A 25347-nucleotide genomic window follows, 5' to 3' on the forward strand; every position below is an offset into this window, starting at 1 on the left:
GATCGTTCAGCTTCGCATGGAATCAGCTTATCTGAACACGATGGCTGTTCGTGAATTTCCCGGTCAGAGCGCCCGTTCCATCTCCATTTCCACGCGCTCTTTGGCGATCGTCTCGAAGCCGACCGACTCGTACAGCGCTCGTGCGACGTGGTTGGTGTTCGAGACGGAGAGCCAGACCCGTTCGAGGCCGTTCTCCTGGCCGTAGCCAAGCAGCACGCGGATGAGTTGTGAGCCGATCCCGGCGTGCTGGTAGTCCGGATGGACGAAAATCGCCAGTTCCGAGGTGTCCTGATAGGGGACGAGGACGGCGTGGCCGACGGATTGCTCCTCGTGCCAAGCGACGACGTTCAGGCCGTCTTCGACGAGATTCGGCAGCCAGTCGCGGATGTCCGCTTCCGTCCGGGGTGGGACGCCCTGTGACCGGGAGTCGGGCCCGAAGTCAACATACATCTCCACCAGCGGGTCGATGGCGCCGTCATAGGCCTCGATTGTCACCGTCCGCCCGTCGTTGTCGGTGAACGTTTCGGGCGGGCGGGGGAAGTCGTGATCCGCCGCGGCGGCGTTGGACATACTCCCACCTTTGTTCTCAGCATGCCTAAGTTCGTCTATCCTTCCCAGCGACTGAGATTCGGGTGAGACAAGTGGCTCGCAGTCGACAAATCGGTATGCGCGCCTATCGCGTGGCCTACGACGGCCGACCGTATCACGGGTTCCAGCGCCAGCCCGACGTCGACACTGTCGAGGGGCGACTGCGCTCGGCGCTCGTCCGCCTCGGCGTCTGCGAGCGCGGCGACGGCTTGCCCGAGTGCTACGCGGCCGCTGGTCGGACTGACGCCGGTGTGTCCGCGCGGGCACAGACAGTCGCCTTCGACGCGCCGGCGTGGCTCTCATCGGCGGCATTCAACGGCGAACTTCCGGACGACATCCGTGTGTGGGCCAGTGTCGATGTCTCCGAGGGCTTCCATGCGACCCACGACGCCACCGAACGCACCTACACCTACTACCTGTACGCGCCGACGGACGCAGACCGACTCGGACGCGAACCGGTCAACGACGAGCGGTGGGGCGAGGCCGTCGACGCACTCGCCGGGAGCCACGACTTCCACAATCTCACGTCCGACGACACCGGCACCGAGCGAACCGTCGACATCGACTGGGCGCGGGAGGGCCGGTTCCTCGTCGTTCGGCTCACGGCCGGCGGGTTCTGCCGCCAGCTGGTTCGTCGGCTCGTCTCGCTCGCGGCGACTGTCGCGGACGGCTCCGCCCAGCTGTCGAAGGTTGACCGTATCCTCTCGCCGGAGTCCGTCAGTGGCCCCGACGGCGTCCCGCCGGCCCCGCCCGAACCGCTGGTGCTGACCGACGTCCGTTACCCGAATGTGACTTTTTCTCGGGACGAGGACGCCGCTGCGGACGCACGGGCGGTCTTCGAACACCGACGCACCGAAGCCCGCACGACAGCGCGAGTCGCCGACCACATAACCGACGGGCTGTAGTCCCTCGTCGCTGAAACGAAGGCTTACTTCGGCCCCGTCCCAAGAGCGGGCTATGAGTTCGGTACCCGCACGGAGCGACATCGACGAGGCGTACAAGTGGGACCTCGACTCCCTCTACGCCAGCGACGAGGACTGGGAAGCCGCCTACGAGGAGGCGGAGGAACTGATCGAGGACCTGTCCGCCTACGAGGGGCGCGCCACCGAGGACGCTGCGACGCTGTTAGAAACTCTGGAGACCTACGAGGAACTGATGCGGACGGTGTCGAACGTCGCCGCCTACGCCCGGATGCGCCGGGACGAGGACACGACCGACGACACGTACCAGGCGCTGACAGCCCGCTCGCAGTCTCTCTCGTCGGAGGCCAGTTCGGCCGCCTCGTTCCTCGACCCGGAACTGCAGGATTTGGAATACGACGACATCGAAGCGATGATCGACGCGGAGCCGGCACTGGAGCCCTACGAGCATTACTTCGACGACGTGCTCCGGATGAAAGACCACACTCGCTCGGCCGAGGTCGAGAATCTCCTTGCGGAACTCGGTGAGGTCACCGGCGCGCCCGGCGAGGTGTACAACATGCTGGCCAACGCCGACATGGAGTTCCCGACCGTCGAGGACCCCGACGGCGACCAGCAGCCGATCACGCTCAACAACTTCACGACGCTGCAGAAACACCCCGACCGGGAGTTCCGCCAGCGCGTCTACGAGGCGTTCTACGACGAGTGGGACACCGTCCGCAACGCCGTCGGCACGGCCTACAAGAACGCCGTCAAGACGGACGTGAAGATGGCGAACGCACGGGACTACGACACCGCCCGCGAGGCCGCGCTGGACGGTCCGAACGTCCCCGTCGAGGTGTACGACACGCTCGTCGACACCGTCCACGACAACCTCGACACGCTCCACCGCCACGCCGACCTCAAGCGCCAGTCAATCGGGGCCGACGAACTCCGGATGTGGGACCTCTACGTCCCGCTTGTGCAGGAGGAATCGCCCGAAATCGAGTACGAACAGGCCTGCGAATACGTCACCGAAGCCGTCGCACCGCTGGGCGATGACTACCAGTCCCGGCTCGCCGACGGGCTGGACTCGCGGTGGGTCGACGTCTACGAGACCGAGCACAAGCAGTCCGGCGCCTACTCCGGCGGCACCTACGACTCCCAGCCGTTCATCCTGATGAACTACCAGGACGACGTGGAGTCGATGTACACGCTGGCCCACGAACTCGGCCACTCGATGCACTCGGAGTACACCAGCGAGGAACAGCCCTACGTCTACTCCGGCTACGAGATATTCGTCGCCGAGGTCGCGAGCACCGTCAACGAGACGTTGCTGACCCACCATCTGCTGGATACCGTCGAGGACGAACGCCTGCGCCGACATATCCTCAACGAGTACCTCGAACGGTTCCGGTCGACGCTGTACCGCCAGACGATGTTCGCCGAATTCGAGCACCGCACCCACGAGATGTCCGAGGCCGGCGAGCCGCTGACCCCCGACCGCCTGGACGACCTCTATCGGGACCTCAAGGGCGACTACTACGAGCCGGCGGTACTCGACGACCGCATCGCCCGCGAGTGGATGCGCATCCCGCACTTCTACCGGGCGTTCTACGTCTACCAGTACGCGACCGGGATTTCGGCGGCCGTCGCGCTCGTCGACGGCATCCTCGATGAGGGCGAACCCGCCGCCCAGCGGTACGTCGACTTCCTCCGGAGCGGGTCGCGGCAGTACCCGCTGGAGCTGCTTCGCGACGCCGGCGTCGACATGGCCAGTCCTGACCCCGTCGAGTCCGCCCTCTCGACGTACAGCGAGTACCTCGACGAGTTCGCCGAGCTGCTGTAGGGCGGCCAGTAGCTATCCGGTGCCTGTCTGGCTGTTCGAGCCACCGGTCTAACCGAACGCTACAGCCCAGTCTCGACACGGATAACTGTTTCACCCCCTGTGACCCGAAGGCACTTTGTGTCTCAACCGTATAGTACCGACCATCCAAATGTCGCGCAGTCCCTCGCTTCCGGAACGACCACGGTTGGAACTTGATCCCGATATGACGCCTGACGAGCGTCTGGAGGCACTCCGGGAACATTTCAAAGAGATAGTACAGGTCAACGAACAGCTGACTGAGCAACTGGACGCCGCCCGTGACCGGCAGCACGATCTCACGGACGAGGTCGACCAGCTTGAACGGGAAAACGAGACGCTCAAGACGTCCTCGCTGTACATCGCCACAGCCGAGGAGCTGACCGACGACGGCGTGGTCGTCAAACAGCACGGCAACAACCAGGAGGTGCTGACCGAAGTCTCGCCATCCATCCGTGACGGCCTGGAGGCCGGCGACCGCGTCGCCATCAACGACTCCTTCGGCGTCAAGCAGATCCTCGACCCCGAGACCGACGCCCGTGCGCAGGCGATGCAGGTCGACGGCTCGCCGGACGTCTCCTACGACGATATCGGTGGCCTCGAAGAGCAGATTCGTGAGGTCCGGGAAGCCGTCGAGGAGCCGCTTGTCAACGCTGACCAGTTCCGCGAGGTCGGTATCGAACCGCCGAGCGGCGTGCTGCTGCACGGCCCGCCCGGCACCGGGAAGACGATGCTGGCGAAGGCCGTCGCCAACGAGACCGACGCGACGTTCATCAAGATGGCCGGCTCCGAACTGGTCCGGAAGTTCATCGGCGAGGGAGCGCGACTGGTCCGGGACCTGTTCGAGCTCGCCGCCGAGCGCGAACCGGCTATCATCTTCATCGACGAGATCGACGCCATCGCGGCCAAGCGGACGGAGTCGAAGACCTCCGGCGACGCCGAGGTCCAGCGGACGATGATGCAACTGCTCTCGGAGATGGACGGCTTCGACGAGCGCGGCGAGATCCGCATCATCGCCGCGACGAACCGCTTCGACATGCTCGACCGGGCCATCCTCCGCCCCGGCCGCTTCGACCGCCTCATCGAAGTCCCGAACCCCGACGTCGAGGGCCGCGAGCGCATCCTCGAGATCCACACCCAGGAAATGAACCTCGATGACGACGTGGACCTTGGCGCGTTTGCCACCGAGACCGACGGCCTCTCCGGCGCGGAACTGGCCTCGCTGGCGACAGAGGCCGGGATGTTTGCCATCCGCGACGGCCGGACGACGGTCCAGCAGTCCGACCTCCACGACGCCTACGAGAAAATCGAAGCCGACGACGACGCCAGCAGCGTCCCCGTCGCGTTCGCGTAACACCGGCGCAGAAACATGTTTTCAGTGTCTTGCGGGCTTATGGAACGGCCAGCAGATTATCGATCACCGTGACGTTTGCCTGCTCGAACACCGTCCGCATCTCGTCGCTCAGCGACACGTCTGTGATGAACATATCAATGTCGTCAACAGTCGCGAACTCGCGGAAGCTCTGGCTGTCCAGTTTGCTGCCGTCAGCCACTAGGATGACGTGTCGGCCGCCTTCACAGAGCAGTGTTTTGATGCGTGCTTCGTCTTCGTTCGAGACAGAGAGGCCGCCGTCGCTCTGGACCGCGTCGGTTTCGAGAAACACGATGTCGAAGTTCGTCTTCCTGAGGTACGACTCGGCGCTGGGGCCGACGAGCGCGTCCGAGGTTTGACGCAGCGAGTCGCCGACGACCTTGACTTCGCCGCAGGTCTCGCGGAGTTCGAACGCGCTTTCCGGTGAGTTCGTCGCGGCGAGCAGCGACACCTGCTCCGGGATGGCTTTCGCCACTTCGCGCGCCGTCGGTCCCGTGTCGAAGAAGACGGCGTCGCCTTCGCTCAGTTCGTCGACGGCCCGCTCGGCGATTGCCCGCTTGCCGCTCGGGTTGTCGATGTTCTCGGTCGTGCTGGACCCGTTGGTATCTTCTTTCGACGCCGGGAGGGCACCGCCGTGAAACCGTTCGATAAGCCCGTCTTCCGCGAGTGACGAGAGGTCTCGCCGGATCGTCGCCTCGGAGACGCCGAACTCTTCGGTGAGCTCTTCGACCGTGACCCGATCCGACTTGTTCACTTGTCGAACGATCTCCTTCCGCCGTTCATCAGGTATCATGGTCTGTTACAGCGGGCCCGGACCCTACGAGTGAGTGTGGCCTCCGACTGATGTATTCTAGTTGGTCTCATCACTCTTGATAGAATCGGCCCCGTTCTCGGGGCCGGCGTAGCAGTCTATTGATTCGCGAGGTTGCTCGATGGCGTTCAGGGGGATATCATGCAGTATGTAGACGTTCATGAAAAACTCTCTCCCAGTACTAATCGCTGAAAACACCAAACAGCGTCGCGACGACCGTCCCGACACTGCTGACGATTGCACCGCCATACACGCCGGTCGCGTAATTGACCACTGCAAGGCCTGCCAGTCCGAACGCAATTCCGAACGCGAGCAGGCCGGCGGGTGTCATCCTGTCGGTGATTTCTGTTGTCATCGTCAGATCGTCGCCTGCTGTTCGATCTTCGCATCGTACGTCAGTGATTCGCCCGTGGCGGGGTCGAAATACTGGAGCGAGTCCCTGTCGAACCGGAGGTTCACCGCATCGCCCATCTCGACCGTCGTATCGGGGTCGACTGCGGCCTTGATGCTCTGACCGGTGTCGAGTTCGAGTTCGAGCACGGTCTTCTCACCCTGCGGTTCGACGACCTCCACCGTCGCCGGATGGACGTTCGCTGGCACGCCGTCCTGATTGAGAGCGATGTTCTCCGGACGGATGCCCAGCGTCACGCGGTCACCGAGATACGACTCGAGTGCGTCGGTGAACTCGTCGGGGACGTTGTGGATCGCGCCGCCGAGGTCCAGTTCGAACTTGCCGGCGGATGACTCTTCGAGCGTGCCTTCGAGGAAGTTCATACTCGGCGACCCGAGGAAGCCGGCGACGAACATGTTTCGCGGGTTCGAGTACACATGGGTCGGTTCGCCGACCTGCTGTATCTGCCCGCTGTCCATGACCGCGATCTGGTCGGCCAGCGTCATCGCCTCCACCTGGTCGTGGGTGACGTAGACAGTCGTCGTCGAGAGTTCCTCGTGGAGTTTGTTCAGTTCGGCACGCATCTGGACGCGGAGCTTCGCGTCCAAGTTCGACAGCGGCTCGTCCATCAGGAACACCGCCGGGTCGCGGACGATTGCGCGGCCCAGGGCCACCCGCTGTTGCTGTCCGCCGGACAGTTCCGACGGTCGGCGATCCAGTAGCTCTTCGATCTGTAGCAGTTCCGCGGTCTCCTGGACCCGCTCGGTGATGATATCCTCGTCTGTGTCGTGTTGCTCTAGCCCGAACCGCATGTTGTCCCGAACCGTCTTATGCGGATACAGCGCGTAGTTCTGGAACACCATCGCGATGTCGCGCTCGTATGCGCGAGCATCGTTAACGATGTCCTCGCCGATTCGGATTTCACCGTCGGTCGCCCGTTCGAGCCCTGCGATGAGGCGCAGGGTCGTGGTCTTGCCACACCCTGACGGGCCGACGAGGACGGTGAAACTTTCGTCGGGGATGTCCAGCGAGATGCCGTCGACTGCGGTAACGTCGTCGAATTCCTTTACGAGGTCGGTGAGTTCTACGTGTGCCATAGTTAGTTACTCCTTGACTGCTCCTTGTGTGAGTCCGCTCACGATGTACTGCTGGAAGAACAGGCCGAACAGGATGCCGGGTAAGGCGGCGATCATCCCGCCGGCTGCGAGGTGTGCCCAGTCCACAAAGTCATCAGCCACGAACAGCGAGACGGCAATCGGCAGCGTCTGGGCCTGTTCCGAGGACGTGAGAACGAGCGCGAAGACGAACTCGTTCCACGAGAAGATAAAGGCGAGGATGGCGGTGGCCGCGATGCCCGGTTTCGCCATCGGCAGAATGATTTTGACGAACGCCTCCCAGCGGGAACAGCCGTCGATCTGGGCCTGTTCGTCCAGCGATTCGGGAATGCCGTCGAAGTAGTTCTTCATGATCCAGACTGCGAACGGGAGATTGAAGAACGTGTACGTGAGGATGAGCGCGAGCCGCGTGTCGTACAGGCTCCCGGTGAGTCCGCCGATGAGCGGCGGGTTCGACATGATCTGGAAGAACGGGACGATCAGCGCGATAGGGGGAATCATCCGCGCGCCGACGATCGACAGCAGCAGCGACTTGTTCCCCAGGAAGTCATACCGGGAGAAACTGTAGCCGGTGACCGTCCCCAGGGTGATACAGATGAGCGTCGTCGTCGTCGCGACGATCATGCTGTTGATCGTGTAGTTGTCGAACGGTCGGTTCGTGAAGATATCCACGTAGTTCTGTGCCGTCGGGTTCTGCGGGAGGAACGTGATCGGCAGCGACAGCACTTCGCTCGATGGCTTGATGCTCGTGATAAAGATGTAGTATATCGGGAACCAGATGATCAGGACGTACACGGCGAGCAGTCCGTAGGCCAGCAGCCGCTCGCGGGCGACGGACGGCCACTCGTTCTGTGTATCCAGTCCCAGCGACCGACGCAGTCGGTTGAGTGGTGATTTCTTCGTGCTCATGCTTCGTAGGGTGACTCGCCGAATATCTTGTACAGACTGGCCACGATGGCGAAGGTCACGGCCAGCAGGACGACTCCGAGTGCAGCGCCGGTCCCGGGTTCGTTGAACACCTGTGCGGTCCGGTACAGCCAGGAGGCCCACACTTCAGTCGACTTCCCGGGGCCGCCCTGGGTCATCACCCAGACAAGGTCCAGCGCCCGGATGTCGAAGATGATACGGATGGTCAGTGCGACCAGGATCGACGGTTTCAGGAACGGATACGTCACGTTCCAGAACCGGGACCACCGACTCGCGCCGTCGACTTCGGCGGCGTCGTACAGCTGCTCGGGGACGTTCTGCAGACCCGCGAGCAGAATGATGATGATAAACGGCGTGAACACCCAGACGTCGGCGATGATGAGCGCCATCATGGCGAGCGCGCCGTCCGAGAGGAACGGAATGTTTCCGGAGATGACTCCGAGTCGTTGGAGCGCACCGTTGATAGCGCCGAAATCGGACTGGAACATCCAGCGCCACATCAGCCCGCTCATGACGTACGGGAGGATCCACGGGACGATGACCGCCGTCCGGAACCAGCCCCGTCCTTTCAGGTCCTTATCGAGCAACAGCGCGATACCCAGTCCTAGCAGGAACGAGATGGAGACGCTGAAGCCGACGTAGATGACTGTATTCGTGGTAATCGAAACGAAACTGGGACTGAATATGCCGAGCGCGGCATTGCCCCCTTCTCGTGCGAAGATCAACCGCTGGAAGTTCCGCAGGCCGACGAACTCCATCTCGTTCGTTATCGGGTTGCGGAACTGAACGCTGCTGAGAAACAGCTTTGCGGTCGGATAAACGATTATTGCGGCGATCCACAGCAGCGTCGGCCCAACGGTTAACGGGACGAACAGCTTGTCGAGTTTGCGACGCAGTGGGCTCTTTTCGATTGACATAATATATAAACCTTGGACTGTGCCGATCAGAGAAGGCCGATGTCCTGGTAGAGACGCTCGATGTTGCTGTAGGCGTCGTTGAGGGCTGCCTCGGGGTCTTTGTTACCGAGCAGCGCCGGCGTGAGCTGTTCGTTCAGGTAGTCGTCGACCTGCGGCTGGGCCATGTACGTCTCGCTTTTCGCGTTCTCGAGGTTGAACCGCATGTCTTCGAGCAGCCAGGACGGATACTCGTTTTGGATCTCCTCGTCGTCGTACACGTCGGGGACGACACAGGGGTTGCCCTCGACGAGCATGTTGTTCTTGCAGGACTCCCGCGTCGTCATGAAGCGGGCGAACTCCTTGGCTGCGTCCTTCCGTTCGGAGAACGCGGAGACGCTGATACCGTTCGTGTCTTGGAAGGTTGCTCGACTCTCCGGCCCTTTCGGCGGCTTGGCGCTGCCGATTCGGCCTTCGTCCCATTCATCGATGGCGCGGGCCCCGAGCGGCGTCCAGGATTCGACGGTCGCGTACTGGCCGGCGATGAAGTTGTCACCGATGCCACCCTCGCCGAGGCTGGACATCCCATCCGGCATGATACCGCGCTCGCGGAGCCCATTGAAGAACTCCAGCACCTCTTTGCCTTCCTCGACGAACACCGGCTCGTAGCTGTCGTTGAACAGCTGGCCGCCGGCCTGGTAGAGGAACTGCTTGAAACTGAACACGGACTTGCCGGCCCATGTGAACGCGAACCCGGACTTGTCGCCCTGTGATAGCTGTTCGCCCTGACTCAGCACCTCGTCCCACGTGTCCGGCGGCGCGTCGAAGCCCTGGTCGTTCAGGTATTGCTGGTCGTAAAGGTAGCTGCCCCACTTTCCGAACTCGGGTGCCATGTACGTCTGACCGTCGAACTGGACGAGGTCGTTCAGCGAGTCGGGGAACTTGCTCATGTGGTCGTTCCCGAGGCCGATCGGCTCGAGCCAGTCGGAGCTGACGAAGTCGGCCAGCCACCAGGTCGGTCCGTTGAAGGCGTCGACGGTACTGTCCTGGTTCCGCCAGATCGTCGTCAGGCTGGTCTTGAGGTTGCTCCACGGGACCTCGTTGACTTCCACGGAGATGCCGGTCTCCTCTTCGAACCGATTGATGTTGTCCTCCGTCCCCGGGTCGAACTCCAGTGACCCGGCGTTGTAGAACACGATTTCGTCTGCCATCGTCTCCGAACCGGTGCCGGTCGTGGCACCGTCGGAGCTTTCGCCATCGGAGCCGTCCTCCGTGCTCGAATCGGAGCCGCCACTGCAGCCAGCGAGTGCTGCTGTCCCGATGACACCGGCGCTTTTGATGAACGTTCGACGAGTGCGCTTTGAATTCTTCTGCATGCAATCGCTCACCAGACAGCCGTAGATTATAAATCATGGGGGTAATTAAGAATGAATACTTATATCATAAATAATAGAATAAGCGCCTAAAATCAGGTCTAGTAGTCTAAAACCGTCTCTGTGATATCAAGCGCTACATTCTACAATTATTTATATATAAGATCATATACTTTTGCGTGATTGATTTCGCTCACAAATCTGAATTATAGCATGTTTTGAACGGTCCGTTCACCGAATCGTGCAGGCCCGGTAACCGACTGAATCGGACTTCCGTCATTCGGTTCGGTATCGAGACGCCCGAAGGTCGCCTGTGGTCCGTGTGGCCCCACGCGATTTAAGCCACCCCGCCCGGTATCAGCGCCCGTGACAGAGCGCGGACGGACGCGGCGGGCGTTTTTGGGGACGCTCGCGGCAACGACGGTCGGGTCGGTCGCGGGGTGTCAGTCACAGTTCAATCCGCTCGCGTCGACGGCGCTTGACGAACACGCCGCCACGCAGTTCCGGCAGGGGCTCCTGAACCAGGGGTATCAGGACGTATCGGTTCCGGACGCTGTCGAGCGGGCCTGGGAACTCCCGGCCAACCGCGGGGACCACACCGCGGCAAAGGGGAGTCCCGCGCTGGCACCGACTGGCGACCTGATTCTGGCCGACGATACCGGCCGCGTGCGGGCCATCGCACCTGATGGCGAGGTCCAGTGGGCGACGACCATCACGCAGGCGACGCGCGGGAGCCACGGCACGCCGGCCATCGCCAACGACACCGTCTACATCGGGGCCTACGACGGCGCGCTGTCGGCGCTGGACCTCGAAACCGGAAAGCGGCGCTGGCGGACGGAACTCGGTGATGCCATCGGCGCAAGTCCGACCTACTACAACGGGTCGCTGTACGTCGCCGTCGAACACGCCGCACCGAGCGGGAGCGTCGTCGCGGTGAACGCCGCGACCGGCGACGTGCAGTGGCGGGACAGTCGGCCGACCGACCATCCGCACTCGACGGTGGCGCTGGACCGCGAACACGGTCGTCTGCTGTTTGGCTCGAACGACGGCTACTGCTACGCGTGGTCGTTCCCGGGCCTGGAACAGGTGTGGCGGTACGACACCGGCGGCGACGTGAAAGCCCCTCTCGCCGTCGCTGACGGGACAGCCATCGTGCCGTCGTGGGCCGAGACGGTCACCGCCGTCGACGTGACCGACGGCTCGGAGCAGTGGACCTTCGAGGCCGACGCCGACGTGATGTGTGCGCCGGCGGTCCACGACGGCACCGTCTACGTCGGCAGCCACGACGACCGGGTGTACGCGCTCGACCTCGAAAGCGGCGAGGAGCAGTGGCGCTACGACACTGGCGGGTGGATTATCGGGAGCGTTGTCGCCACCCGAGACCACGTCCTCGTCGGGTCCTACGACGGGCGACTGTACGCGCTGGAGCGGGACACCGGTGCAGTGGCCTGGACCACCGACAACCGCGGCCATGTGACGAGTGCTCCGCTGGTGACCGCCGACGCCATCTACTACGCGGAGCGTGCGGCCGAGGGCGACCCGAACCGACCGGGAATGTGCTACAGACTCGTTCCGGCATAACGAAGCGAAACCCCTTACCCCGCGGACCGTCGAGAATCGCCTATGAGTACCATCCGGGTCGTGTGGGGGACTGCGACCGGCCCGACCGCACTGGCCGCGTACGACGCGGCACTCGCCGAGGCGGGCGTCCACAACTACAACCTCATCTCGCTCTCGTCGGTCATTCCTACCGAGCCGGCTATCGAGGTGACAGGGACGGCACCGGATCTGGGGCCGCCCGGCGAAGCGCTAGAGGTCGTCCAGTCCTCGGCGACAGCCGAGCCCGGTGAGAGCGTGGCCGCTGGTATCGGCTGGGCCCGCAGCGAGGACGGGCCGGGCATCTTCTACGAGGTCGACGGCACCAGCGAGGACGCGGTCCGGATGGAAATCCGCGAAGGACTGGCCGCCGGCCGGGACCTCCGGGACTGGGAGTTCGTCGAGGAGAACGTGTACGTCGAGTCGGCGACTGACGATGCCCAATACGCCAGCGCCGTCGTGCTCGCCACCTACGGCGAGAGCCACCCCGTCGTGTAAGCGGCGTTGCACCGACGGTTCCGGTCAGAACTGTGTTCGACCCTGGGTTTTTAGTCTTCCCCCCCATAGAGACAGAGAACGTTCATGTACGGTAATACGTCGTTTGGTGGGGAGACGGAAGAAGTGACGCTGACCGCGGAACAGCGCGAGGAGCTCCGCCGGGACCTCTCGAGCGTCGCCGCACGGACCCGCGAACTCCTGCCCGGCGAGTTCGTCGTCGGCTCGGAGATCAGCAACAGCACGACTGGACCGCGGGCCACAATCGCGGTCCAGCCGCCCGTCGGATCGGTCGTCAGCGCCGACTACACGCCCGAGGACCCGGAGAGTGCGAGCATCTCCGACGCCGAACGCGACGACCTCGCTCAGGGCATCGCCGCCTCTGCGGCCCTGCAGGTCAAGCAAGTGATGGGCGACGACACCTCGCCGACGGCGCAGTAACAGTCGCTGCTCTCAGTTTTCTGCAGCACAGTCGTGGTGACGCGTAGTCGCTGATATCAAGCCCGACCGCCGCTGGTGACCGGCGGGTCATAAAACAGCGCGTAGCCGATGGAGCCGGTCGCCGGGAGGCTGCCGGCACTCAGCGCCGTGACGAAACTAAGCGAAGTAACCACGGCACCGAGCGACGCCAGTAGCATCGAGAGGGCGATGCTGGCAAGCACGAGGTCAGGCATCGACAGGGACCCAGGCATTCGTGTCTGTATGGAGACACGCCTTCTAATTAAATATTATTACTCGCGCAAACAGCGCACCGAGTACCGCCTATTTGCCCCAGAAGGGGTCGCGATTCCGGTGTTTCTCCAGATACATCGACAGCGCCTCGCGTTCGTCGACGGAGATGTCTTCCTTGAGTTCCTGTTCGAGAATCTTTGCGTGCTTTTCGGGGATTTCGACCCAGAGGTCGTCGCCTTCCTCGACCTGGCGGCCGACGGTCGGCCCCTGAATGGAGACGGCCATGCGCTCGCCGGCGCGAGCCGAGTCGACGTCTTCGCCCTCGTCCTGAATCGTTTTGAGGGTCCCGACGCGGTTTGCCTCGCCGTTCTCCCACCTGACGACGTTGACGTTCCGACGGAGTTCACCGGAGAGGATTTCGACGCCGACGACGGCGGGGTCGGACTGGCGGAAGGTGTGGTCCTGCAGAATCCGGAACTTCGCCGGGCGGGTGATGTTCTCCAGAATCTGCTCCTGCTGGGCCTCCTCGATGGCGGTGACGTGGTCGTCGTAGGACTCGACGAGCTGGTAGATGACGTCGTCCTCGAACAGCTCCACGTCCTCCTGTTCGGCGAGGTCCCGCGCGTCGTCGAGCACCTCGACGCTGAACGCCAGAATCGCCTGATTGGTCGGCTCGCCGGCCGTTTCGGCGACTCGCACGTCCCGCGGTGCGACCGCGCCGACCTCGGCGCGCATGACGGGGATCTCTTCCTCTTCGAGGGTGCTTGAAAGCGCCTCCAGCGAGCCCAGCGTGTCGGCCTTGATGACGACCCCCTCTTCTTGGGTCGTCACCTCGATCTCGGCGAGTTCCTCCTCCACCTCGGCGATGACCTCGCTGCGGTCGCGGTCGCGGATGACGCGGATCGGCGCACCGGCCATCGCGTCGCCGAGGTCCGGCGCGGCGATCTTGACGCCGTCGGCGGCGGCGACCTGCTCGACCTGCTCGAACTCCTGTTCGGTCCGTATCTCTTCGAGCGGGCGTGGCCGGAGCAGCGCGCGGACGTCAGTGACAATTGGCCCTTGAAGGCCGCCGACCACGATGGTGTCGTCGTTGCGGATGGTCCCGTCGTAGATGATGGCGTCGAGCGTCGTCCCGAAGCCCTGGGTGTCTTTCACTTCGAGGACGGTCCCGACACCGGGACCGCTGGTGTCGATCTCCATCTCCTCTTTCATGTACCGCTGGGACAGCCCCATCATCACCGTCAGCAGGTCGGGGATGCCCTCGCTGGTTTCGGCCGAGACCGGCACGACGCCGATGTTAGCCTGGAAGTTCTGGACCCGCCAGTACATATCCGCGGAGAAGCCGTTGTCCGAGAGTTCGCCGATGATCTCGTACAGCTTCTCGTTGAGGTCGGACTGGACGCGGTCGGACTGGGCGTCCATCGTCTGCTGGACCGGCTGTCCCTCGTTGGGGTTCCAGCCGGGGACGGTGTCAATCTTGTTCGCGGCGACGATAAACGGCGTCTGGGTTCGCTTGAGGATGTCGATGGCCTCCAGCGTCTGTGGCTGGAAGCCGTCGTTGACGTCGACGACGAGGATGGCAATGTCGGCGAGCGCGCCGCCCCGGGAGCGAAGCGTCGAGAAGGAGTGGTGGCCCGGTGTGTCGATGAACAGCAGGCCGGGCAGGTCGAAGTCAGTCGGGTCGACCAGGTCACCGGCGATTTCGGAAATCACGTCCAGTGGGACGGCTGTCGCGCCGATGTGCTGCGTAATCGCGCCCGATTCGCCGGCGGTGACGGCCGAACCGCGGATCTTGTCGAGCAGGCTCGTCTTCCCGTGGTCGACGTGGCCCAAAACGGCGACGATGGGCGTCCGCAGGGTGTCGTCGGTGGCTGTGGTGGGGTCCGTGTCAGACATAGATGGCTCCAGAAGTTGTCAGAACCGAGTCGTCGGTGGCAGTTAAGTTCGTCGTCATCAGACGCGCGCGACCGAACGTAGGGCTAAGCGGGTGTCACTCGGTTACAGTGAACGACCCCGTCATGCCGACGCTCTGGTGGGGGACGCAGTGGTACTCGTACTCGCCGGGGACCTCGAACCGATAGGCGTACTCGTAGCCCGAACTGTACGTCGTCCCATCGTCGCCGGGCGTCCCCGACCAGTCGCTGTCTTCCGGCGTCGCGGTCGGTTTGACGTTGTGGCCGCCGGCCTTCCAGACCCACAGAACGGTGCTACCGGCCGGGACCTCGAAGGTTTCCGGATCGAAACTGAAGCTTCCCGGCGCGACGGCGACTTCCTGGTCGGCGTCCACCGGCGTTCCGGTCGGCGTGGGCGTCGCTGTCTCGGTCGGGGCGGCCGTAGCAGTCGGTGTCGGCGACTCAGTCGGAGTCGGTGTCGCCGTTTCAGTTGCCGTCGCAGTTCGAGTCGGCACTTCTGTGGCGGTGGCTGTCGGTGACGGTGTTCCGTCGCCACTACAGCCTGCCACGGTACCGATGACGGCGGCCGCGAGGCCCCCGAGAAACTGCCGCCTGTTACTGTCCATACGTCCCCATCGGCCGCCTCTCGCATAGGGTTGTGGCTCGCTGTAGATGTTCCGGGGCGTGGGACGGTCGAGGACGGCACCATGGCCGCCGATACTGGTATCCATCCGTCCCCATCGCCGCTCACCTGTCGGACATCCCCGTGGCGTTTATGTAACCTCGTTCGGAACAAGGGGGTATGGCTGCAATACTCGCAGAAAACCTGTCGGGGAAAGACGTGATGGGGACTGACGGCGCGGAGATCGGCAGTCTCTACAACATCACGATGGACTTTTCGTCGGGCGCGCTGCACAACCTCGTTATTGACCCTGCGGAGTCGCTCCGCAACACGAACTTCGAGTACAGTGACCAGGGCCGCCTGCTTGTCCCGGTTGAGCGGGTCAAGGCGGTGAAAGACCACATGATCGTCAAACGCTAGATGTACGTTCTTGACTCCTCGGCATTTATCAACGAGTATCACACCGACGAGCAGATCGCAACGATTCCGCTCGTCAGAGAGGAACTGGAAGACGAGGCCGCCTATCGCTTCGACGCCCTCGAAGGCTCGGGCATGCACCTCCACATTCCCGAGGACAACACCGTCGAGCGCATCGAGCGCGCTGCCAGCGAAACCGGTGACCTCGCGGAACTCTCGGAAACCGACATCCGGCTGATCGCGGCCGCGTTCGAACTCGACAGTCGACTCGTCACAGACGACTACGCGATGCAGAACGTCGCGGAGAAACTCGACGTGAGCGTCGAGGTAATCGCCCGCGACGGTATCACCGAACAGCGGGACTGGCTGTTCCAGTGTGCCGGCTGCGGCCGTGAGTTCGACGAGAACCGCGACCGCTGTCCCATCTGTGGCAGCTCACTATCGCGGAAGAACCCGGCTTAGACGGTCTGTTCGTCCCGGGCTTCGAGTCCGAGCTCGACCAACTGTGAAAGCACTTCCTCCTCTGTGATGCCGTAGCGCCGCGCAAGCGTTTCGATGATCCGCGCTTGGTCGTCATCACAGACGATGGTGAACCGCCGAGCCATGCCATCGCCTACAACGGTAGTTCGCATAAATACCCGTCAGACAGCAGTCAGACGGCTCAAACTGCCGGATTTCCTGTAATCTCGATGTACAATGTGAGAAACTGGATGGCGTTGAACGCCCCGTGGATGAAGATCGGGACGAGCAGGTTCTCGGTCTTGAGATAGCTGAGGCCCAGCAGCGTCGACAGGACGAACACCAGTAACAGCGAGAGGGCGGTCTGTGTCGGCGTGCCAGCGGCGTACTGTCCGAAGTGGACGACGCCGAAGACGGCGCTCGTGAGTATAATCGCCTGCAGATCACTGAAATCGTCGTAGAGGTACTTCTGGATGATGTTTCGGTAGATGAACTCCTCGCTCGGCGCGATAGTGAGAAACGCCAGCGGCACCATCACAAGCAGGAACGACGGGTCTCTGTTGGCTAGCTCTTCGACGCTGCTCCGAGCCGCTTCGAGTCCGAGCGCCTGAATGAGGTAACTGAAGCCAAACAGCGCGACCATGAGGACGACGACGCCGCCGACGCCGTAGCCAACGTCGCGGAGACTGGGTCGCCGCAAATCGAGATCAGCCCAGGTCCGGTCTAGCCGGTTGGCGACGGCCGCCCCGAAACCAACGAAACCGACGCCGATACCGATAGTGAGCGTGATGTACACTGGGCCGGTGACGGTTCCGCCGTCGAGCGCCGCGGCGCTGACAAGCCCTGCGGCCGCGGCTCCGAGCACGACGAACTGGGCGAACAGCGTGCCCACGAGGAAGCCGGCCAGCCCGATTCCTGTCGCGACCGAGAGCGCTCTGGCGACCGTGTACAGCCGGTCGTTCGGCACGTCGGACGCCAGCGCCCAACCCAGCGCAATCGTCACGCAGCCGGCCAGCACCGTGAGATACACGGCGATTCCGACGGTCGCTTCGACGCCGGTACGGAACTCCGGTCCGAAGAAGGCGACGAGCGTCGCGAGCGTTGCGACGACGCTTGCGCCCGTCGCGCCCAGGCCCGCCTGTCGGCGGTCGAGTGCGCCGTGACGGACGAGTGAGAAGGCGAGCGCCGCGACGACGAAGCCGGCGACGGCTATCTGTCGGGCGGTGACCGGGCCGACCGTCGTCGCCGGTGTCATCCAGCTAACGACGCCGGTTTCCGTGGCGACGAGTACGACGAGACCGAGGCCAGCGGCGAGAACACCCCAGTTCGCGGCAGTGTCGTCCATTATCGGCAGTCCGTTGCGCCGGCCTAAAGGGACTCCGTTTCGCCGATCCGCAGCCGCTCGCGCTCGTCGATAACCGCTGTCTCGTCCGTCGTTTCGCCGCGGATGAGCGCCCGCGTGGCGTTTTTGCCCCACTCGACGGCCGGCTGGGTGAATGTCTCCACGTCCGCGAGTTCGCCGACGAGGACGCAGGCCGCCTCCATCGCGTACAGCAGTTCGCCGACGCTCTCTGCGTCGAGTCGGTCGATCTCTACTTCCAGCGCCGGCCGGTCAGCCGCCGGCAGGCTCGCCACCGTCGCTTCGTACTCGGCGTCGATGAGGCCGCCGAGGTCGGTTCCGGCGAGATACGAGAGGTCATCGTGGTCCGGGTCGGGAATCGCCACGTCGGCGCGCTCGCGCGGTCGGACGAACGTGACGACCTTGTCGCGGTGGCCGGCGCGGTACAGCTGGAGCTGGGAGTGCTGGTCGGTCGCGCCCAGCGCCCGCGCCGGCGTCTGGCCCCGCCCGTCCTTGCCCAGGCTCTCGGCCCAGAGCTGTGCGAACCACTCGCCGAAGGACTCCAGCCGCTCGGCGTAGGGCATGAATGCGTTGACTTTCGTGCCCTCCTCTTCGAGTGCGTAGGCCATCGCGCCGTAGGCGTAGGCCGGCGAGTCATACAGCGACGGCGCGAGGTCGTCAGCCGCCTGCTGACCGCCGGCAAGCAGCCCCTCGATGTCGATGCCGAGGATGGCTGGCGGGACGAGCCCGACCGCCGAGAGCGCGCTGAAGCGGCCGGGGACGCCCTCGGGGACCGGCAGCGTCGGCAGGTCGTGCTGGTCAGCGAGCGCCCGGAGCGGGCCGGACTCGCCCGTGGTCACGACGATGCGCTCGGTCCAGTCGACGCCCCGGTCCTCGTAGGCCTCGCGGACGACGAGGAAGTTCGCCAGCGTCTCCGCCGTCGTCCCAGAACGCGAGACGACGTTGATGGCTGTGTCGGCGAGGGAGAGGCCGTCGAGCGTCCGCCGGACGTGCTCCGGGTCGACGTTGTCCAGCACGACGTGACTGCCCGGGTCCTCTGCCAGTGCCTCCGTGATGGTTTTCGCCCCCAGCGCGGAGCCACCGATACCGACGGTGATGACTGACTCGGCGTCGGCGACTGGCGCGACGGCGTCGCGGATGGTCTCGGCGTCGGTTGCTTCGGGGAGGTTCAGCGACGCGTAGCCGAACTCGCCCTCCTCCCGTCCCTGCTCGATTCGCTCGTGGGCCGCGGCCACCCGCTCGTCCAGGTCGTCAAGTGTCGCCCGCTCGACGCCCGGGTCGGCGGCACTGGCAAGCGCGGCTCCGATATCGACGTGCATACTCGGGGTGTCGACGGGCGGGTACAAACAACTCCCGAAGGAGGCGGTGGGTAGCGGACGCGGGTCCGCTCTCACCGCCGGTCGGACAACACCGCGCTTAACCACGCGCTCGCCTAACCCATCGGCATGACAGACGCGACGGCAGAGCAGTCCGTCACAGCCGACGCCGACGACGACCGGCCCGAACCGTACAACGGCCTGCCGGGTGCGTTCCCATACGCGTTCCGGGCCAGCGACTCGCTGCTGTTCAAAGCCTACGTCCCGGTTGCGCTGTTGCTGTCTGTGGCGATTACGCTCGTGTTCTCGTTCGGACTGATAACGCAACTCGCCGAAACCGGGAGCGTCCGCGGCGGCACGTTCACCTTTTCGCGGAGCTTCTTCCTGTTCATCGGACTGTTGCTGGTCGCGCCGCTGCTGGCCCCAGTGCTCTCCGTCGCGCGCCGCCACCGACGGACCGCGTCCTCGGTCGCCTACGACCGCGCCCTCGCGCTCTCGGCGTTCCTGTTCATCGGGTCGATATACCTCGCGCTGTTGACCTCAGCGCCGGCGGAACTTCGCGAGCCGACACAGAGCGCCGTCGTCGGGTTCTTCTACTCGCTGCCCCCGCTTGCGGGCCTGGCCCCGCCGCTGCTCGCGACGCTGGTGATCTATCTGACCCACCGGCTGCTGAAGTAGCGCTGCCGGCCCACAGCACCCACTCCTCCGAAGTGATACGACACACCGTCCCCGGGTCGAAACGGGCAAGAACGCCCGTGCCGAACGTATCTCTATGACAGCCATTGAAGGGACATTTCTGGTCACGAATGCTGATGACGCGTCGGCGACGCTTCGGAACGTCGCGGACTCGCAAGTGCTGACACTGTCGGACAACCCCGGCGTCGAGGCCGGCGAGGTCGTGGAGGGGACAGTCGAGCCGGAGCCGCCGATGGAGGTCACGTACACCGTCACTGAAGTCGCCGAGCGGCGACGCATTCCCGTCGAGACGGTCGACCTCGCGCCGACGGCGCAGACGACCGAAATCGCGGCCGAACAGGCCCCCGGCGAGCTAACGACGGTCGAACGCGCCGGCGAGGGCGAGGTTCACGTCCTGACGGTTCCGGACGACGAGACGGACGAGGCGGCGGCGGATGTCGTCGACGACGAGGCCACCCTCTCGCGGGCGGCCAGGCTCGGCGTCGACCGCGTCGAGGTTCGGACGGCAGAGGGCGTCGTCAGTGTGCGCTACCTGCCGGACTGACGCGTTCTCTCGTCCGCTCCAGTTTCCTATTCGGTCGGTCCGGCGGCGCTCTGGACCTGCCAGCCGCCGGCGATTCCGCAGGCCTCGCGCTCGGTGTAGACGAACGCGGTGTCTTCGGTCACCGCGGAGCCGCCGTCGACGGATTCGACCTGGAGCGGGAAGTCCAGCGTGTCGCCACAGCAGCCAACGCCGACAAACTCTGTCCACACGTCGCCCGGCGCGGCGGTGTCGTGTGTCTTCCGGAGGTACGCGCGGAACGGCGAGCCGTCGATTTTGTCGCGACCCCAGCCGCTGAGGTCCGCCGGATAGGAGAGTTCGACCCTGGTTGCGCTCTCGGGCATAGTCGGATATACGTGATAAACTGCCATAGATGTACGGCACGGCGGATGTCAGCGGCAGTGATTGAGAAGGCTTATTCGCCCCCGTCTCACACCGTTCCGTCATGTTCGAGTTCGAGGTCCCGGAAGTCGATTACACCCAGTATTCGAACCGCCAGCTGGTGGCGGTTCCGCTGGTGGTGCTTGCGCTCTCGCTCGCGGTCATCGGTGGCTGGTGGGCTGTCACCGGGGCACCAGTCGACCGGGGCATCGACTTTACTGGCGGGACGGAATTAACGATAGGGACAAACGCGACGCTCACAAACGAAGACATCAAAGCCACATTCGATGAGCCGGTTGTTTCGGTGCAGGGTATCACGACGACTTCGGAATCCACCTACGAGAATCAATATGTCGTCACGTTCGATAATTCGGCCAACGTGTCTTCGGTTCGGTCCGCTGCCCAGTCGGCAGAGGAACTGACGCTGTTGGGGAGCGGAACGACATCGCCGCTGTTTGGCGGGCAAAACCAGCGTCTCGCAGTCATCGGTGTCGGAGTTGCGTTCCTCGGGATGAGCCTGCTCGCCTTCGCCTTCTTCCGTACATTCGTCCCGAGTATCGCCATTGTTATTTCGGCGTTTTCCGACATCATGATTCCGCTCGCGATAATGAACCTCCTTGGAATCAAGCTTTCACTGGGAATCGTCGCAGCGTTCCTCATGCTGATCGGGTACTCTGTCGACTCGGATATTCTGTTGAATAACCATGTTCTCAGACGTTCAGGCGGGTTTTACGAATCGACGTACCGTGCGATGCGAACCGGTGTGACGATGACATTAACGTCTATTGCAGCGATGACCGTGATGGCGGTCACAGCGACACTATTCGGGATTGGCCTGATGGCCGATATCGGTCTGATACTGGTTCTCGGACTGACGGCAGACCTAATGAATACGTATTTACTCAACGTTACGCTGCTTCGCTGGTACAAATATGAGGGGGTAAACCGATGAGTACTCTTCGAGAAAATTGGCGAGTCGCTCTACTGGTCGTGCTTCTCCTGACCAGTGCTATCGCGCTATTCGTTCCCGGTGTCCCGCCGGGAACGAGTGCCGATGGACCGACCGACGAATCTGCCCCAGAAGCGGGCGAAGCCGAACAGTTGACAAACCTCAACTACGGTATTCAGCTCAGTGGCGGAACCCGACTTCGCGCCCCTATCGTCGGCATCACTGCCGAGAACGTCAACGTGACACAGGCGGATTCGACACAGCTTGAGCAAACAGTGGCCGACGAACTTGACCTCGACACGGTAGACGTCCGAGTCCGACCTATCACCTCCGAGCGAAGCACGGGGGCTGTGGAGGTCGTTACAAAGAACGTCACGCATCAAGAACTCCGAACGGCACTCGAGAACAACGGGTATCAGCCGACTACCGTACGTGACGGCGTGACCCCGGAGACGCGTCAACAGATGGTCGAAGCTGTTGACGAGAAACTCCGTACCTCAGCGCTCAGCGGTGCGTCAGTCCAGATCGTCAACGTTCCCGGTGGCCAACACTTCGTCAGTATTACTGCCCCAGACCGGGACCGAGAAGAGCTCGTCGACCTGCTGAACGAGCGCGGGACCGTCAAAATATATGCCGTGTATCCCGGCGGTGAAAACGGGACCTTCGTCCGCGAAGAAGTGCTCAAGCGGTCTCAGATGAGTGATATCTCGGCTGCGGACAGGGAAGGCGTCGGTTGGGCTGTGTACATCACAGTCAGCCCGGATGCCGCCGACGAGTTCTCACAACGAATGGTCGATGCCGGGTTCGGCGACGGGGCTCCGTGTGGAAACTACAACCATTCGGATATTCAGCAAACGACTGCCGGTGGGTCGGCAGACCCAGCACTCGCAAACGACGAACCTGGCTGTCTGGTCCATACGTTAAACGGTGAGGTTGTCACAGCCCGGGGTGTGACGCCGGGCCTCGGCGAGAGCTTCGCCAGTGGCGAGTTCGCCAACGACCCTGTGTACGTGATGCAAACTGGAAGCTCGGAAAACCCCGCTGAGACGGCCAATAAAATCGAGCTGAACCTTCGTGCTGGACAGCTTCCGGCGCCGCTCGACCTCTCTGAAGACTCCGGCTCGTCGCTCGACCCGGCGCTTGCAGAGCGGTTCAAGCAGAATTCGCTGTTGACCGGATTGCTGGCTGTCCTCGCAGTCAGTCTCGTGGTCTACGTGCGATACAAACGGGTTGAGGTCGTCGTCCCGATGGTCGTCACGGCGCTGTCGGAGGTGTTCATCCTCCTCGGGTTCGTCGCCTTCGTCCAGTATCCGCTGAACCTCTCGCATCTGGCCGGGTTCATTGCGGTTATCGGCACGGGGGTGGACGACCTCATTATCATCGCTGACGAGATTCTCCAGCAGGGAGAGGTCGAGACGGGACGCGTGTTCCAGAGCCGCTTCCGCAAGGCGTTCTGGGTCATCGGCGCGGCCGCGGCGACGACCATCATGGCGATGAGTCCGCTGATGGTCCTACCACTCGGGGACCTTTCCGGGTTCGCCATTATCACCATCGTGGGCGTCCTCATCGGCGTACTCGTGACGCGCCCGGCCTACGGTGATATCCTGCGAAACCTCGTGCTGGACGAGGACTGAGCGGCTCTTGCTTTCTGACTGACACACCCCACGTTCGCTGTCGAACTGTTCCCGTTCAAAAGTCGCCCAGCGACGCCTGTTCTGCCGCCGCCAGCACGTCGTCACACGTCGACCACGAGCGGCGAGCACACGCCGGTAGCTCGCTGTGGCGGTCGACGTAGTCCGCCAGGAACGCCCGCGTCGTCGGGTCGCTGGGGTAGCCCGACCCCACATCGCCGTACTCCTCGGCTAGGTCCGCGACGTGTGTGTCGCGGGCGACCTTCGCAATAATTGAGGCCGCACCGACTAGCGAGTCCGTCTCGTCGGCTCCATGTTCCGCGGTTACAGCCACGTCGGTGTCGACCGCGTCCGCGACCCGACGACCGAACCGCGCCGCGTCGGTGTCGCCGGCGTCGACTGTGCCCGATAGACCGTCTCGGGCTACTGCCGATAGCGCCTCTGCCTGCCCGTCGACGGTCAGCGTGTTCATGTCCGTCCCGTCAGCGTCGATCCGTCCGACCGGAATCTCGGCGATACCGACAGCGTCGGCCGACTCGCGGATGTCGCCGGCCAGTCGCTCGCGGCGCTCCGGCCTGATGTCCTTCGAGTCGCCGACACCATCGGGTAGAGCCGCCGGGTCGGCCCGGACAGCGGCGGCGAACATCGACCCAAGAACCGGTCCTTTCCCGGCCTCGTCGACGCCGAATCGCATGGCTGGCACGTCGACGCCGGTGTAAAAACAGGTTCCGGTTGGACGGCAGTCCAGCGAGCTACTCTTTGAGGAACTCGTCTTTCGCGAACGGTTCGTCCTCGCCCTGCACGTCGATTACGTCGAGCGCCGTCACCACGGCGTCGGTGTCTAGCAGGCCGGCCAGGCTCGGCTCCGTGCGGTCCTCGTCGCTGGAGACGAGTTCCTTCACGTACAGGCCGCCCTCGCCGTGGATGCGGAGTTCGGCGTGGCGGTCGTCGGTCAGTTCGCCCTCGGCGTCGTACACCGTCCGCGTCCGGGTGATGTCGGCCCGGCGGTGGGTGACCCGCTGGGGCGTCTCCTGCTGGATGGTCGCACCGTCCAGTTCCACCAGTGCGTCCTGTAGGGCCTCGGCGTCGACCGCATCGCCGAACTCCACGTCCATCCGGTAGGTCTTCGAGGCGTCCAGTTCCTTGACGCGCTCGACCATCTCGTGGGTCGCCGGGTGGAGGTCCGTCACCTCGACCTTCCCATCGGCGAAGGCGTTGATGTCGGCTTCGAGTTCGTCGGCGTCCACGTCGCGCTTGCGGGGTTCCATCACCTCGATGACGAACGGGCGGCCCGAATCGAGCATCCGGGCGTCGACGTCCTCGCGGCCGGCGCCGTGGAACACGGCCTCCTCGCCGTCCATCGCCTCGCGGACGACGGGCGCGGACAGTTGCTCGACGCTCTCGTCGTAGCGGTAGCCGCTGCCGCCACAGCCGTCGCAGGGCTCGCCCTGCCACAGTCCGGTCCCGTTGCAGTCGTTGCAGGGCCACTTCGTCTGGGGAATATCGCGTTCGAGCTTGCGGTAGCGGCCGTAGATGAACGCCGAGTTGACGTGCGTTTCTACCTCGTCCGTTGCGAGGTCGAGCGTAAGCTGGACCGCCGGACGGCCGAACTCGACCTCCGCACCGGTCAGGTCGCCGATCCGTTTTCCGACCTCGCGGTTGAGTTCGGTCTTCAGCGCTTCGCCGGCGTCGGGGTCTAGCCCGATGTCTTCCCGGAGCAGCTCGTCGTTCTCTTCGAGTAGTGGCGGCACCTTCGTCCCGACCTGGTAGGTGTCGAACTCGTAGCCGCGGACGGCGCTCGCGGCCTGTTCGGCCCACCAGTCGAAGCGGTCGCATTCGTTTTCACAGACCCAGCAGTCCTCGCCCGCCTCGAAGGGGTCGTCGTCTGCGAGCGCAACCGTCACCCGCAGGGCGTGGCCCCGTTCGGCGTTGGCCAGCCCGAAACTCCGGTCGGCGAAGAGTCGGCCGAGACAGGAATCACACAGCGGCCCGGTGGCAAGCGCCGCACGGGCGTCCTCAAGTATGCTCATTGCCTGAGCCGACGCGTCGCCACCGTAACTGCGTTTCGACCTCTCGGTCACCCGAGT

29 protein-coding genes are annotated in these 25347 nt (G+C 63.7%); 12 read left to right on the top strand and 17 right to left on the bottom strand.

Annotated elements, in window-relative coordinates; translation table 11 throughout:
- Positions 1–63 precede the first annotated feature (63 nt).
- Entirely contained in the window at positions 64–570 is a 507-nt protein-coding gene (locus AV929_RS03745) for a GNAT family N-acetyltransferase (protein WP_014039432.1), read from the bottom strand.
- 95 nt (positions 571–665) lie between these two features.
- Between AV929_RS03745 and truA the strand changes: the two genes are divergently transcribed.
- From truA to AV929_RS03760, 3 genes are all read left to right on the top strand, one after another.
- Positions 666–1493 (top strand): tRNA pseudouridine(38-40) synthase TruA, encoded by an 828-nt coding sequence (truA, locus tag AV929_RS03750; RefSeq protein WP_064287494.1) that lies wholly within the window; start codon positions 666–668, stop codon positions 1491–1493.
- A gap of 52 nt (positions 1494–1545) precedes the next feature.
- Entirely contained in the window at positions 1546–3336 is a 1791-nt protein-coding gene (gene pepF / locus AV929_RS03755) for an oligoendopeptidase F (protein ID WP_064287495.1), read from the top strand.
- 148 nt (positions 3337–3484) lie between these two features.
- Complete coding sequence (locus AV929_RS03760; RefSeq protein ID WP_064287496.1) at positions 3485–4705, top strand: proteasome-activating nucleotidase; 1221 nt, start codon at positions 3485–3487, stop codon at positions 4703–4705.
- A gap of 37 nt (positions 4706–4742) precedes the next feature.
- Here AV929_RS03760 and glpR read toward each other — a convergent pair whose 3' ends face one another.
- Genes glpR through AV929_RS03785 form a run of 7 tightly spaced genes read right to left on the bottom strand, consistent with a single transcriptional unit; the run spans position 4743 to position 10236 of the window.
- The gene (gene glpR, locus AV929_RS03765; protein ID WP_064287497.1) at positions 4743–5516 is read right to left on the bottom strand and encodes an HTH-type transcriptional regulator GlpR; all 774 of its coding nucleotides are present in this window, start codon (positions 5514–5516) and stop codon (positions 4743–4745) included.
- A gap of 57 nt (positions 5517–5573) precedes the next feature.
- Entirely contained in the window at positions 5574–5696 is a 123-nt protein-coding gene (locus AV929_RS22725) for a hypothetical protein (protein ID WP_255359459.1), read from the bottom strand.
- Positions 5697–5715: 19 nt separating this feature from the next.
- Positions 5716–5889 (bottom strand): hypothetical protein, encoded by a 174-nt coding sequence (locus AV929_RS22235; protein WP_196219974.1) that lies wholly within the window; start codon positions 5887–5889, stop codon positions 5716–5718.
- 2 nt (positions 5890–5891) lie between these two features.
- Positions 5892–7022, bottom strand: coding sequence for an ABC transporter ATP-binding protein (locus AV929_RS03770; protein ID WP_050007720.1), 1131 nt, complete (start codon positions 7020–7022; stop codon positions 5892–5894).
- A 6-nt stretch (positions 7023–7028) separates the two neighbouring features.
- On the bottom strand, positions 7029–7949 hold the full coding sequence (locus AV929_RS03775) for a carbohydrate ABC transporter permease (RefSeq protein WP_064287498.1): 921 nt from the start codon (positions 7947–7949) through the stop codon (positions 7029–7031).
- On the bottom strand, positions 7946–8884 hold the full coding sequence (locus tag AV929_RS03780) for a carbohydrate ABC transporter permease (RefSeq protein WP_064287499.1): 939 nt from the start codon (positions 8882–8884) through the stop codon (positions 7946–7948). Before AV929_RS03780 ends, AV929_RS03775 begins: the two co-directional genes overlap by 4 nt.
- Positions 8885–8910: 26 nt before the next feature.
- Positions 8911–10236, bottom strand: a complete 1326-nt coding sequence (locus AV929_RS03785; protein ID WP_064287500.1) for an extracellular solute-binding protein — start codon at positions 10234–10236, stop codon at positions 8911–8913.
- A gap of 363 nt (positions 10237–10599) precedes the next feature.
- Between AV929_RS03785 and AV929_RS03790 the strand changes: the two genes are divergently transcribed.
- The 3 genes from AV929_RS03790 to AV929_RS03800 all read left to right on the top strand — a co-directional run bounded on the left by AV929_RS03790 (position 10600) and on the right by AV929_RS03800 (position 12765).
- Positions 10600–11814 (top strand): PQQ-binding-like beta-propeller repeat protein, encoded by a 1215-nt coding sequence (locus tag AV929_RS03790; protein WP_064287501.1) that lies wholly within the window; start codon positions 10600–10602, stop codon positions 11812–11814.
- Between the two features lie 42 nt (positions 11815–11856).
- Positions 11857–12327, top strand: coding sequence for a pyruvoyl-dependent arginine decarboxylase (locus AV929_RS03795; protein ID WP_014039437.1), 471 nt, complete (start codon positions 11857–11859; stop codon positions 12325–12327).
- An 84-nt stretch (positions 12328–12411) separates the two neighbouring features.
- Positions 12412–12765: a DUF5811 family protein gene (locus AV929_RS03800; protein ID WP_004518427.1), complete on the top strand. Its 354-nt coding sequence runs from the start codon at positions 12412–12414 to the stop codon at positions 12763–12765.
- Between the two features lie 56 nt (positions 12766–12821).
- On the opposite strand, the gene AV929_RS03805 is transcribed toward AV929_RS03800, so the two are convergent.
- The 3 genes from AV929_RS03805 to AV929_RS03815 form a co-directional block, all read right to left on the bottom strand.
- Complete coding sequence (locus AV929_RS03805) at positions 12822–13016, bottom strand: hypothetical protein (RefSeq protein WP_050037510.1); 195 nt, start codon at positions 13014–13016, stop codon at positions 12822–12824.
- A 70-nt stretch (positions 13017–13086) separates the two neighbouring features.
- Positions 13087–14892 (bottom strand): translation initiation factor IF-2, encoded by a 1806-nt coding sequence (gene infB / locus AV929_RS03810; RefSeq protein ID WP_058990875.1) that lies wholly within the window; start codon positions 14890–14892, stop codon positions 13087–13089.
- A 94-nt stretch (positions 14893–14986) separates the two neighbouring features.
- Positions 14987–15514 (bottom strand): plastocyanin/azurin family copper-binding protein, encoded by a 528-nt coding sequence (locus AV929_RS03815; RefSeq protein WP_050037511.1) that lies wholly within the window; start codon positions 15512–15514, stop codon positions 14987–14989.
- Positions 15515–15690: 176 nt separating this feature from the next.
- Between AV929_RS03815 and AV929_RS03820 the strand changes: the two genes are divergently transcribed.
- Both AV929_RS03820 and AV929_RS03825 read left to right on the top strand, forming a co-directional pair.
- On the top strand, positions 15691–15930 hold the full coding sequence (locus AV929_RS03820; protein WP_004518435.1) for a PRC-barrel domain-containing protein: 240 nt from the start codon (positions 15691–15693) through the stop codon (positions 15928–15930).
- Positions 15931–16389 carry an NOB1 family endonuclease gene (locus tag AV929_RS03825; RefSeq protein ID WP_014039441.1) on the top strand — a complete coding sequence of 153 codons (459 nt, stop codon included), beginning with the start codon at positions 15931–15933 and terminating at the stop codon, positions 16387–16389. It begins immediately after the preceding gene.
- Here AV929_RS03825 and AV929_RS03830 read toward each other — a convergent pair.
- The 3 genes from AV929_RS03830 to AV929_RS03840 are packed head-to-tail and all read right to left on the bottom strand — an operon-like array spanning position 16386 to position 19065.
- Positions 16386–16532: a CopG family transcriptional regulator gene (locus tag AV929_RS03830; protein WP_050007795.1), complete on the bottom strand. Its 147-nt coding sequence runs from the start codon at positions 16530–16532 to the stop codon at positions 16386–16388. The two genes, AV929_RS03825 and AV929_RS03830, sit on opposite strands and share 4 nt — an antisense overlap.
- 56 nt (positions 16533–16588) lie before the next feature.
- Complete coding sequence (locus AV929_RS03835) at positions 16589–17731, bottom strand: CPBP family intramembrane glutamic endopeptidase (protein ID WP_050037512.1); 1143 nt, start codon at positions 17729–17731, stop codon at positions 16589–16591.
- A 23-nt stretch (positions 17732–17754) separates the two neighbouring features.
- Positions 17755–19065 (bottom strand): hypothetical protein, encoded by a 1311-nt coding sequence (locus AV929_RS03840; RefSeq protein WP_064287502.1) that lies wholly within the window; start codon positions 19063–19065, stop codon positions 17755–17757.
- A 126-nt stretch (positions 19066–19191) separates the two neighbouring features.
- On the opposite strand from AV929_RS03840, the gene AV929_RS03845 reads away from it, so the two are divergent.
- Together AV929_RS03845 and AV929_RS03850 are read left to right on the top strand one after the other, a co-directional pair.
- Positions 19192–19740, top strand: a complete 549-nt coding sequence (locus tag AV929_RS03845) for a hypothetical protein (protein ID WP_014039445.1) — start codon at positions 19192–19194, stop codon at positions 19738–19740.
- A 94-nt stretch (positions 19741–19834) separates the two neighbouring features.
- Entirely contained in the window at positions 19835–20302 is a 468-nt protein-coding gene (locus AV929_RS03850; RefSeq protein WP_064287503.1) for a DUF5812 family protein, read from the top strand.
- A gap of 26 nt (positions 20303–20328) precedes the next feature.
- Here the strand turns inward: AV929_RS03850 and AV929_RS03855 are convergent, their stop codons facing one another.
- The gene (locus AV929_RS03855; RefSeq protein WP_064287504.1) at positions 20329–20643 is read right to left on the bottom strand and encodes a hypothetical protein; all 315 of its coding nucleotides are present in this window, start codon (positions 20641–20643) and stop codon (positions 20329–20331) included.
- Positions 20644–20744: 101 nt separating this feature from the next.
- Here AV929_RS03855 and secF point away from each other — a divergent pair, with 101 nt between their 5' ends.
- Entirely contained in the window at positions 20745–21632 is an 888-nt protein-coding gene (gene secF, locus AV929_RS03860; protein WP_014039448.1) for a protein translocase subunit SecF, read from the top strand.
- Positions 21629–23263, top strand: coding sequence for a preprotein translocase subunit SecD (locus AV929_RS03865; RefSeq protein WP_014039449.1), 1635 nt, complete (start codon positions 21629–21631; stop codon positions 23261–23263). The genes secF and AV929_RS03865 overlap by 4 nt, the downstream gene beginning before the upstream one ends.
- A 55-nt stretch (positions 23264–23318) precedes the next feature.
- Here the strand turns inward: AV929_RS03865 and rnhB are convergent, their stop codons facing one another.
- Both rnhB and AV929_RS03875 read right to left on the bottom strand, forming a co-directional pair.
- Positions 23319–23954, bottom strand: coding sequence for a ribonuclease HII (gene rnhB / locus AV929_RS03870; RefSeq protein WP_064287505.1), 636 nt, complete (start codon positions 23952–23954; stop codon positions 23319–23321).
- A 58-nt stretch (positions 23955–24012) separates the two neighbouring features.
- Complete coding sequence (locus AV929_RS03875) at positions 24013–25290, bottom strand: tRNA pseudouridine(54/55) synthase Pus10 (RefSeq protein WP_064287506.1); 1278 nt, start codon at positions 25288–25290, stop codon at positions 24013–24015.
- Positions 25291–25347 lie beyond the last annotated feature (57 nt).

Source organism: Haloarcula sp. K1 (assembly GCF_001647155.1).
Lineage (GTDB): Archaea > Halobacteriota > Halobacteria > Halobacteriales > Haloarculaceae > Haloarcula > Haloarcula hispanica.

What these genes read in the sequence shown, in the direction of transcription:
- pepF (WP_064287495.1), top strand. Translation starts at nt 1,546, where the DNA reads ATGAGTTCGGTACCCGCACGGAGCGACATCGACGAGGCGTACAAGTGG.
- AV929_RS03840 (WP_064287502.1), bottom strand. Translation starts at nt 19,065, where the DNA reads ATGCACGTCGATATCGGAGCCGCGCTTGCCAGTGCCGCCGACCCGGGC.
- AV929_RS03745 (WP_014039432.1), bottom strand. Translation starts at nt 570, where the DNA reads ATGTCCAACGCCGCCGCGGCGGATCACGACTTCCCCCGCCCGCCCGAA.
- AV929_RS22235 (WP_196219974.1), bottom strand. Translation starts at nt 5,889, where the DNA reads ATGACAACAGAAATCACCGACAGGATGACACCCGCCGGCCTGCTCGCG.
- AV929_RS03760 (WP_064287496.1), top strand. Translation starts at nt 3,485, where the DNA reads ATGTCGCGCAGTCCCTCGCTTCCGGAACGACCACGGTTGGAACTTGAT.
- AV929_RS03865 (WP_014039449.1), top strand. Translation starts at nt 21,629, where the DNA reads ATGAGTACTCTTCGAGAAAATTGGCGAGTCGCTCTACTGGTCGTGCTT.
- AV929_RS03805 (WP_050037510.1), bottom strand. Translation starts at nt 13,016, where the DNA reads ATGCCTGGGTCCCTGTCGATGCCTGACCTCGTGCTTGCCAGCATCGCC.
- AV929_RS03815 (WP_050037511.1), bottom strand. Translation starts at nt 15,514, where the DNA reads ATGGACAGTAACAGGCGGCAGTTTCTCGGGGGCCTCGCGGCCGCCGTC.
- AV929_RS22725 (WP_255359459.1), bottom strand. Translation starts at nt 5,696, where the DNA reads ATGAACGTCTACATACTGCATGATATCCCCCTGAACGCCATCGAGCAA.
- AV929_RS03785 (WP_064287500.1), bottom strand. Translation starts at nt 10,236, where the DNA reads ATGCAGAAGAATTCAAAGCGCACTCGTCGAACGTTCATCAAAAGCGCC.
- AV929_RS03800 (WP_004518427.1), top strand. Translation starts at nt 12,412, where the DNA reads ATGTACGGTAATACGTCGTTTGGTGGGGAGACGGAAGAAGTGACGCTG.
- rnhB (WP_064287505.1), bottom strand. Translation starts at nt 23,954, where the DNA reads ATGCGATTCGGCGTCGACGAGGCCGGGAAAGGACCGGTTCTTGGGTCG.
- AV929_RS03850 (WP_064287503.1), top strand. Translation starts at nt 19,835, where the DNA reads ATGACAGCCATTGAAGGGACATTTCTGGTCACGAATGCTGATGACGCG.
- AV929_RS03830 (WP_050007795.1), bottom strand. Translation starts at nt 16,532, where the DNA reads ATGGCTCGGCGGTTCACCATCGTCTGTGATGACGACCAAGCGCGGATC.
- AV929_RS03845 (WP_014039445.1), top strand. Translation starts at nt 19,192, where the DNA reads ATGACAGACGCGACGGCAGAGCAGTCCGTCACAGCCGACGCCGACGAC.
- AV929_RS03795 (WP_014039437.1), top strand. Translation starts at nt 11,857, where the DNA reads ATGAGTACCATCCGGGTCGTGTGGGGGACTGCGACCGGCCCGACCGCA.
- AV929_RS03825 (WP_014039441.1), top strand. Translation starts at nt 15,931, where the DNA reads ATGTACGTTCTTGACTCCTCGGCATTTATCAACGAGTATCACACCGAC.
- AV929_RS03820 (WP_004518435.1), top strand. Translation starts at nt 15,691, where the DNA reads ATGGCTGCAATACTCGCAGAAAACCTGTCGGGGAAAGACGTGATGGGG.
- AV929_RS03780 (WP_064287499.1), bottom strand. Translation starts at nt 8,884, where the DNA reads ATGTCAATCGAAAAGAGCCCACTGCGTCGCAAACTCGACAAGCTGTTC.
- AV929_RS03775 (WP_064287498.1), bottom strand. Translation starts at nt 7,949, where the DNA reads ATGAGCACGAAGAAATCACCACTCAACCGACTGCGTCGGTCGCTGGGA.
- AV929_RS03835 (WP_050037512.1), bottom strand. Translation starts at nt 17,731, where the DNA reads ATGGACGACACTGCCGCGAACTGGGGTGTTCTCGCCGCTGGCCTCGGT.
- truA (WP_064287494.1), top strand. Translation starts at nt 666, where the DNA reads ATGCGCGCCTATCGCGTGGCCTACGACGGCCGACCGTATCACGGGTTC.
- secF (WP_014039448.1), top strand. Translation starts at nt 20,745, where the DNA reads ATGTTCGAGTTCGAGGTCCCGGAAGTCGATTACACCCAGTATTCGAAC.
- AV929_RS03855 (WP_064287504.1), bottom strand. Translation starts at nt 20,643, where the DNA reads ATGCCCGAGAGCGCAACCAGGGTCGAACTCTCCTATCCGGCGGACCTC.
- AV929_RS03875 (WP_064287506.1), bottom strand. Translation starts at nt 25,290, where the DNA reads ATGAGCATACTTGAGGACGCCCGTGCGGCGCTTGCCACCGGGCCGCTG.
- infB (WP_058990875.1), bottom strand. Translation starts at nt 14,892, where the DNA reads ATGTCTGACACGGACCCCACCACAGCCACCGACGACACCCTGCGGACG.
- AV929_RS03770 (WP_050007720.1), bottom strand. Translation starts at nt 7,022, where the DNA reads ATGGCACACGTAGAACTCACCGACCTCGTAAAGGAATTCGACGACGTT.
- glpR (WP_064287497.1), bottom strand. Translation starts at nt 5,516, where the DNA reads ATGATACCTGATGAACGGCGGAAGGAGATCGTTCGACAAGTGAACAAG.